Raw genomic sequence first — 8,027 nt, 5'->3', positions numbered from 1 at the left:
CTAAAGCGGGCACGGTCAAAATGTGGGAGCGGGCTTGCTCGCGAAGGTCGTTAACGATGACGATGGCATCCTGATTCAACGCGGCGTTCTCAGGTTTTTCGCGAGCAAGCTCGCTCCCACAGAAAAGCAGCCCTGCTTTCGCTCTGGATCTTGCCTCTGCTTCACCACACTCAAGCCGGCCTGTAGGCCGCTGTGCTCTTGCTTTTGATCTTGATCTGCGGGCCCCGTTAACCACGATGGCCGCAAGCAGGCACGGTGGAGCGGGTAAATCGGCAGGGATGCCGATTTAGCCGCGCCGGGCCATGGATGGCCCGTCGCGGCGGCCCGCGGAATCGGGCCGGAGTGCGGGCATGCCGAGCCTAAGCGAGGCACCGAGTGGTGGGGCAAAGACCTTTTGGTTACTTTTGGGGCGTTTGCCAAAAGTGACCCGCTGTAAGAGCGGAACCATAGGCGGCCGTTACCGCAGCAACGGATATACCCCCCATCCAAAACCCAAATCACCGCGGCACCACGCGAATCACCGCCCGAGGCCCCAAATCGGGAATCGCCTTATCCACCGAAGGCAACTGCGGCGCCTGCACATCCGGCATCGCCCAACTGCGCTCCGGCTGCAACCCACCCTGAGCCCTGCGCATAAACTCATAACGATTCAGCGTAATACTGCGCCCCGCCCCACTGTCGCGAATAATGTAAGGCCGCAAAAACACCATCAAATTCGTCTTCGTCACACCGCGCTTTTCATTCCGGAACAACGCCCCCAACCCGGGAATATCCGACAACCAAGGCACCGCGTCATTGCTCTGGCTGTACCCATCCTGCAACAACCCGCCGAGCACCATGATCTGCCCGTCATCCAGCAAAATACTCGTATCAATCGCCCGCTTGTTCGTCACCGTCCCGGCATCCACCGAAGCCCGCGTGTCGACACTGCTGACCTCCTGATAAATATCCAGCTTCACCGTCCCACCCTCGGAAATCTGCGGCCTCACGTTCAACTTCAGCCCCACCTCCTCCCGCTGCACCGTCTGGAACGGGTTATTGCTTGTCCCACCGCCACCGGTCACATAACTGCCAGTGACGAAAGGAATCGTCTGCCCCACAAAAATACTCGCCGCCTCGTTATCCAGAGTCAGCAGGTTCGGCGTCGACAACACATTGGTCCCGCCCTTGCTCTTCAACGCCCGGGCCAACACCTTGAGATCGAGCACCTTGCCAATCCCCGGAATATCCACCGTGCCGTCCACCAGCCCGATGTTCAAACCCTTGGGCAGCACATCAATGCTGGTCTTGCTGGTAGGCGTTCCATTCAAGCCGCTGCCACCCAGGTTCACTCCACCAAAGCCACCCTTCCCACCCAGATTCCCCGCCTGCCACTGCACCCCGAACTCGCTGGCATCGTCCTCGCTTACCTCGACGATCAAGCTCTCGATCACCACCTGGGCACGACGCTGGTCGAGCATGTCGATCACCTCACGCAGGTTGCGATACAGCGGGTCCGGCGCGGAGATCAGCAGGGTGTTGGTGGTAGCGTCCGCCTGGATCGTCACACCACCGGCGCTGAACGCGGTGTTCTGGTCGCTGGAGGAGGAAGCACCGGCGGCACTGGTGTCTTGCCCGTAACCGCTGGGCTGGGCAGTGCCGCTGCCGGTGGGGGTGCCGCTGCTGTTCTGGGTGTTGCCCTGGCCGGTCTGGGTGCTGCCGCCCATGCTGCTCAGTTTGCCGCGGGCATTGTCACTGGTACCGGTGTCGCTTTCGCCAGTGAGCAAGCCCCGCAGCGACTGCGCCAACTTGCCGGCCTGGGCGTTGCGCAGGTACACCACGTGCATATTGCTCGGGTTGCTCTGGGCATTGTCCAGCTTGTAGATCAGGTTGCGTGCCAGCTCGGTGCGCTCCGGGCTGCCGGCGCGGATGATGATGGAGTTGGAACGCGGATCACCGATCACGCTGATTTTCTGGGTCTGGTCGGCGCCCTGGGTTTCGAGGAGTTCCGAGACCATGGCGGCGATGTCCACGGCGATGCCGTTCTGCACTTTCACCACGTCGGTGTCGATGGCGCTCGGGGTGTCGATGCCGTCGATGATCTGCGCCACTCGCGCGAGGTTTTCCGCGTAGTCGGTGATGACGATGCTGTTGTTGCCGGGGTAGGCGTTGATCGGGTTGTTCGGCGACACGATGGGGCGCAGCACCGGGATCAGGTTTACCGCGTTTTCGTATTGCAGGCGGAAGGTGCGGGTCTGCATGCCCTGCCCGCCCGGGTTGGCGCCGCTGTAGATCGGCCCGCCCAACAGCTTCGCGTCTGCCTCCGGCACCACCTGGGCCACGCCACCCACGTCGACCACGCTGAAGCCCTGCATGCGCAGCGCCGCCAGCAGCATGTCGTAGGCCTGATGCGCTGGTACCTGACCCTCGCTGACCAGGGTCAGGTTGCCTTTCACCCGTGGGTCCACCAGGAATTGCTGGCCGGTGGCGCGGGACAAGGCGCGCACCACGGCTTGGATATCGGCGTCGACGAAGTTCAGTTGCACCGGTTGATCACCCAGCGGGTTGCGCGCCTTGGCCGGGGCGGCGGCGTGGCTGCGGGCGCTGTTGGTCACCGGGTGTTGTACCCGGGGTGGCGGCACCGGTTCGCGCTGGCGGTCCAACGCTATGTCGCCGCGGCGCCGGGTGTCGGCCAGGGGTTGGCCAAGTTCGCTGTCCACCAGCAGCGGTGTGGGCGACTGGGGGTTGCTGCACGCTCCCAGCGCCAGCAACAGCAAAGGAGCGACCTTGCGGTAAGGCGCAGCGTTGGGCAATGACCACTTCATGAAGCTTCCTTAGCGCCAGGCGCCTGATCCATGCGAACGGTCCCGGACAAAGCGCCGGCCGAGTTTGAAGGGGTGGCAGCGCCTGCGCGTTGCAGGCGGGCCTCGGAGACTTCCAGGGAGAACGGCCGGGGGTTGGCCAGCAGCCAGTCGATCACGGCATCCGCCGGGGCCTCCTCGAGGGTCAGGCTCCAACTGCCGCTGTCCTGCGCCTGCAATTGATAGCGGCCCTGCAAGCCGGCGTTGTCGAGGGACTGGTGCAAGGCGGTTTCCAGGTCATTGCTGCGCGGGGTTGCCGCGACGCCTTGCAGCAGCACCTGCAAGGCCTCGGCCTGACTGCGCAGTTTCGGGGTTTCGGCTTGCCAGTAATCGATCTTCTTCAGCGGTGGCTGGATCAACAGCAACCAGGTCAACAGACACGCCAGCACCAGACCGGCACCCACCAGCAGACGTTTTTCACGTACGGCCAGGCCATTCCAGAACACCTGGGCCTGGCTGCGCAGAAGCTGCCAGCGCTTATTCATCTTCGGCCTCGTCGTCCGCATCGTCTGTATCGGCTTCAACGCGCTCGGCGAGCGGGCCGACGGTCCAGCCCTGGTCGTCGCGGGTGGCGCCGAACCCGGCCTGGGCCAGCAGCGCCTGCCCGTCAGCCGCCAGCGCCGGGCTGCGGGTGTCGGGCAGCAGGCTCACCTGCAGACGGCCTTTTTCGTATGTCAGGCTCTCGACGCCACCCGCCATGGACGGCAGGCTGCTGCCCGCCAGTGCGAGCAAGCCGGTGAAGCGTTGGCCAGGCTCGTTCGCAACGCCACTTTGGCGTGCGGCCAATTGCTGACGGGCTTGTTGCAGCGGGTTGAGAATTACCGGCAGCTCGGGGAAGGCTTGGCGCACTTGCTGGTTCATCTGCGCCTTGAGGCGTTGGCCTTCGTCGACCTGGCGGGCGGCGTAGAGGTTCAGGCCCAGGGTCCAGATGGCGACCGCCAGCGCTGTGCACGCCGCCGCCCTGCCCCAGCCTCCGGTTGCCGCCTGCTGAAGCCGACCGTGCAACCCCCAGCCCGGCAATGGCCCACGCCAACGGGCATCGCCTGTCACTTGATGTACATCGACGCCGGTGGCGAGCAGATCATCCAGCGCGGGCTGTCCCAACGGATGCACCGCACCCTGCTGGACACTGAGGCGCAGCAGTAAATGCCCGTCGCTTAATGCCGCGCTCGGTTGCTCGCCGACCGGCAACGCATACGGCGCCGGGTACAGCCCGCGCACTTTGATTTTCAGCTGGGTGGTTATCCGGCCCAAGTGTTCAAGGCTGCTTTTGGGCAACCAGCCCACCTGCACCAAGCCGCTGCTTTCCCGGGGACCGTGGGCCACATGCATCAATTCCACCGGGCCAAGGATCAATGCCTGGGCCGCACAGGTCACCGCGTCGTCGACCTTGGCGGAGGGCAATTGCGGCAGCTCCAGGCTGGTCAGCAAGCTGTCCCGCGGGTGCAGGAAAAACGCCGCCGGGTTATTCGCCAGTTGCGCCAGGCTGCTCTCGCCTTGCTGACTGACCTGCCCGGCGCGGTCCAGCCAGGCGAACTGCACCGGGCTGTCGGTGGTGAGTTGATCCAGCGGCGGCAACGCAATGCGCAAACGCTTCATACGCCCACCCGCGACCAGATCACCTGGGGCTGACGGTCTTCGGGGCGATACAGCAACGCCTCCAGCGTCACCCGACGCTGCTCGCGACGGGCCTGGCCCAGCACGCGAAACCACTCACTGGTGATGCCCACCTGCACCGTGTCCACCGCGACCTGTGGCATGCGCAACCGGTTGACGAAATCCCCGCGATTGATAAACCAGCGCCCGCCGTCACGCTCGGCCACCAGTGCCTGGGCCCGCGACAGGCTGAGCCCCGGCACCACACTACTGAGCACTTCGGCACTGGCGGTATTGCCGTTGACCCAGGTATTGCCGGGCAGCACGCTGACGTAGCTCGCCATGCGTCGCAGCTGGCGCGGGTCGAGGCCTTCGATAGCGCTGAGATCGGTGAGGCTGCGCAGCATCGGGTACTTGGCTGGAATCAATGGTGCCGCTGCACCGGGCGAGGTATCCCGGCTGCTGTTGAAACCGCCGATGAGTGAGGTGCTGACCTCGCGCTGGTCGTATGAGTCGATCACCCGCCGGCTGATGCGGCGGCTCACGGCCGGGTCGATGCCGATCAATTGGCACAGGCGTTCGAAGCTCTGCAATTGCACGGCGTCCGGGTGTTGCTGGGTCACCAGGTTGCGCAGGTTGAACTTGCCCTGCTCATCCTCAATCCGTCCCTCGAAAGCACCACCGAGGGGGCGTGCCCAGGGTTGATCGAGCCGGGTCAAGACGTCCTGGCGGCGTGCGTCCCAAAGGATCTGGCGACTGGCTTCCAGGCCACCATTCAACAACCATTGCCCCTGGATACGCAGTTGTTCGGCTTCCAGGCTGCGGGTGAACACGGTCTGCCGGGTGAGCATCGCACCGGCAATCACCGCAACCACGGCCGCGATCAGCAAGGCGCTGATAATCGCCATGCCGCGCTGCTTCGCCGCTGGGGGCGAATGGCTGTTCATCGCCGGCCTTATAACTGCCAGGAGCCGATATCGGCATTCACGCCGTCGCCCTCGGGTTTCCCGTCGGCGCCGAGGGAGAACACATCCACTTCGCCGTTGGCCCCTGGGTTGAGGTAGTGATAAGGGTTGCCCCACGGGTCGTTGGGCAGGCGTTCGAGGTAGGCGCGCCAGTTGCTGTTTTTCGCATCGGCCGGGCGCTCCACCAGCACCTTCAAGCCCTGGTTCATGCTGGGATACGAGCCGTGGTCGAGGCGGTAGAGTTTCAGGGCCTGCATCAGCCCGCCAATGTCCTGTTTGGCGGCCGTGGCCCGCGCCTGGTCCGGGCGGTCGAGCACCTTGGGCACCACCAGCGCCGCCAGAATCCCCAGGATCACCACGACCACCATGATCTCGATCAAGGTGAAACCACGCTGCCTGCGTGGGGAGGTGAAGTGTGCGATATCCATCTCGACATTCCTTGGCTTGAGTGCATTTCGTGGCGCAGTGTTGCAAGAACACATGTCAGTCATGTTGAAAATCCTCGGGAGCTTTGGTCGCCAATCGGTCAACTGCGGGGGCTAGTCTGCGGGCCTGATTCCCGGTTTTGAGTACGCCATGGGCGGCCCCCGCAACGAGCAAGGTTTCACCCTGATTGAAGTGTTGGTGGCACTGGCGATCATCGCCGTGGCCATGGCGGCGGCCGTGCGCGTGGCCGGGCTGATGACCACCAGCAACAGCCTGCTGCGGGACAAATCGATGGCGCTGCTGGCGGCCCAGAGTCGCCTGGCGGAACTGCGCCTGGAAGGTCGGGTAAACCCCGGGCGCAAGACCTTCGATTGCGACCAGGGCCGGCTGAAACTGCGTTGCGAACAGACCATCAGCAACGGACCGGATGGGCGCTTGTTCCAGGTCAGCGTGCAAGTGCTGGACGCGACCCGTGAAGCGCCGCCCCTGGCGCGCCTGGAAACCTTGATGGGGCGCCCGCCGGTGAAGCGCCCGGTTACTGCCGAATGAGGCTTGGCAAGGCCGGGCCGTCGGGCAACTTGTCGAGGGGCACGCGGATTTTTTCAGTACCACGTTCGATCTCCACGCTATCGCCTTCAATGGCCGTCAACCGCACGCCGGGACTTAGCCGCTCACCCAACAAAAAGCTGCGGGGCGGCCCGTCGTTGAGACTGAGGATCGCCACTGCGCCACGGGCCCCGGCGAGCACCCCGGAGACCTTGATCTGCATCACCGCCGGGGTATTCGAAAACCACTGCACGGCAGGGTTGTCACTGCGGGCGGCCAGTGCCTGGGGTGCGGCTTGCGGGGTGTGGGACTCGGCCGACGTGAGCAGCAACGGCGTCCAGGTCGCCACCCCTGCCAGCGCCGCTAACAACGCCAAAGCCTGGACGCCATGGGCGGGTGAAAAACGATGGGCGAATGCCATGGGCGGGACCTCCTGTTTGTCCGTTGCCTCAGGCTACAGGGCAATTCGCACCTTTTTATTTCAGCGGTTGATCAGGGAGCAAAAAATGAAACAGCAGGGCTTCACGTTGATCGAGTTGATGGTGGTGTTGGTGATCATCGGCATCGCCAGTGCGGCCATCAGCCTGAGCATCAAGCCTGATCCGCTGCACCTGCTGCGCAAGGACGCGGAACGCTTGAGCCAGTTGCTGCAGGTAGCCCAGGCCGAGGCTCGCGCGGATGGCCGGGCGATTACCTGGAAGGCGGATGCCAAGGGGTTTCGCTTCAGCCGCGTTACGGATGATGGGTTGGGGTTGGAGAACTTCAGTGGTGATCAGCAACTGCGTCCGCGGGCCTGGGACAGCACGCCGATGCAGGTGCGCATCGAGCCTGGGAAGAACCTGGTGCTGGATGCTGAATGGGTGAATCCGCCGATGCGGGTGGTGCTGTCGGATGGGCAGCACAGCCTGAGTCTGCAACGGGATGCAGCGGGGTTGTTGCGGGTGGTGAGTCATGAGTGATCAGAAGGGTTTTACGCTGATTGAGGTGATGGTGGCGATCATGTTGATGGCGGTGGTCAGTGTGATTGCCTGGCGCGGGCTGGACAGTGTGACCCGGGCTGACCAGCATTTGCAGGCCAGCAGTGAGCAGACTGAGACCTTGTTGCGGGCGCTGAACCAGATGCAGCTGGACCTGAGTTTGCGTGCGGGGGTTGAGTTGGGGCCGCCGGTTGGGGATGAGGCGCCGAAGCCTGGGGGGTTGGCGGCGGTGTCGGTGAGGAGTTCGGATAGCAAGGGGTTTCGGTTGGAGGTGATCCGGAGTGCTCCGGTTCCTGGGGATGGGTTGCAGCGGGTGCGGTGGTGGCTCAAGGGGGACACGCTGTATCGCGCGGCGGCACCGGCGCGGGATCGGTATCCGCTGCCGGCGCCCAGGGATGCGGTGGCGGTGCTTGGGCAGGTCAGGGATTTGCAGGTGCGGGTTTGGGATAAGGGGTGGCGGCAGTTGAGTGGGAATCGGCGGGATGAACCGCTGGGGATCGAGGTGGTTCTGGTGCGGGAGACGGGTCAGGGGGTGGAGCGGTATCGGCAGGTTTGGGGGGCCCTGCGGTAGGGCTTTTTTGGGGGGTGTACATATCCGTTATTTGGGTGATGGCTGGTATTGGTTCCGCCCTTACGGCGGGTCACTTTTGGAAAAGAGCCCCAAAAGTAACCAAAAG

At 63.9% G+C, this 8,027-nt stretch carries 9 protein-coding genes; 3 read left to right on the top strand and 6 right to left on the bottom strand.

Translation table 11 applies throughout. The features are described 5' to 3' along the window. Window positions 1–497: 497 nt before the first annotated feature. From gspD to gspG, 5 genes are read right to left on the bottom strand one after another with little or no spacing between them, the layout of a single operon-like run. Window positions 498–2,804: a type II secretion system secretin GspD gene (gspD, locus tag SNL23_RS13995; protein WP_318302504.1), complete on the bottom strand. Its 2,307-nt coding sequence runs from the start codon at window positions 2,802–2,804 to the stop codon at window positions 498–500. Next, a complete protein-coding gene (gene gspM, locus SNL23_RS13990; protein WP_318302503.1) occupies window positions 2,801–3,325 on the bottom strand; it encodes a type II secretion system protein GspM in 525 nt (174 codons plus the stop codon). The genes gspD and gspM overlap by 4 nt, the downstream gene beginning before the upstream one ends. Beyond that, window positions 3,318–4,439, bottom strand: a complete 1,122-nt coding sequence (gene gspL, locus SNL23_RS13985; protein ID WP_318302502.1) for a type II secretion system protein GspL — start codon at window positions 4,437–4,439, stop codon at window positions 3,318–3,320. Before gspL ends, gspM begins: the two co-directional genes overlap by 8 nt. Beyond that, the gene (gspK, locus tag SNL23_RS13980) at window positions 4,436–5,383 is read right to left on the bottom strand and encodes a type II secretion system minor pseudopilin GspK (RefSeq protein ID WP_318302501.1); all 948 of its coding nucleotides are present in this window, start codon (window positions 5,381–5,383) and stop codon (window positions 4,436–4,438) included. Before gspK ends, gspL begins: the two co-directional genes overlap by 4 nt. 8 nt (window positions 5,384–5,391) lie before the next feature. Beyond that, a complete protein-coding gene (gene gspG, locus SNL23_RS13975; protein WP_076016365.1) occupies window positions 5,392–5,829 on the bottom strand; it encodes a type II secretion system major pseudopilin GspG in 438 nt (145 codons plus the stop codon). A 148-nt stretch (window positions 5,830–5,977) separates the two neighbouring features. Between gspG and gspI the strand changes: the two genes are divergently transcribed. Then, entirely contained in the window at window positions 5,978–6,376 is a 399-nt protein-coding gene (gene gspI, locus SNL23_RS13970) for a type II secretion system minor pseudopilin GspI (RefSeq protein ID WP_318302500.1), read from the top strand. Here gspI and SNL23_RS13965 read toward each other — a convergent pair. After that, window positions 6,363–6,794, bottom strand: coding sequence for a type II secretion system protein N (locus tag SNL23_RS13965; protein ID WP_167663939.1), 432 nt, complete (start codon window positions 6,792–6,794; stop codon window positions 6,363–6,365). The genes gspI and SNL23_RS13965 overlap by 14 nt on opposite strands. Before the next feature lie 85 nt (window positions 6,795–6,879). Here SNL23_RS13965 and gspH point away from each other — a divergent pair, with 85 nt between their 5' ends. Next, the gene (gene gspH / locus SNL23_RS13960; protein ID WP_076016368.1) at window positions 6,880–7,332 is read left to right on the top strand and encodes a type II secretion system minor pseudopilin GspH; all 453 of its coding nucleotides are present in this window, start codon (window positions 6,880–6,882) and stop codon (window positions 7,330–7,332) included. Further along, on the top strand, window positions 7,325–7,921 hold the full coding sequence (locus SNL23_RS13955) for a type II secretion system protein GspJ (RefSeq protein WP_076016369.1): 597 nt from the start codon (window positions 7,325–7,327) through the stop codon (window positions 7,919–7,921). Before gspH ends, SNL23_RS13955 begins: the two co-directional genes overlap by 8 nt. Window positions 7,922–8,027: the final 106 nt, after the last annotated feature.

The organism is Pseudomonas sp. SED1, assembly GCF_034044025.1.
Lineage (GTDB): Bacteria > Pseudomonadota > Gammaproteobacteria > Pseudomonadales > Pseudomonadaceae > Aquipseudomonas.
This window is presented reverse-complemented; position numbering and strand designations above follow the sequence as displayed.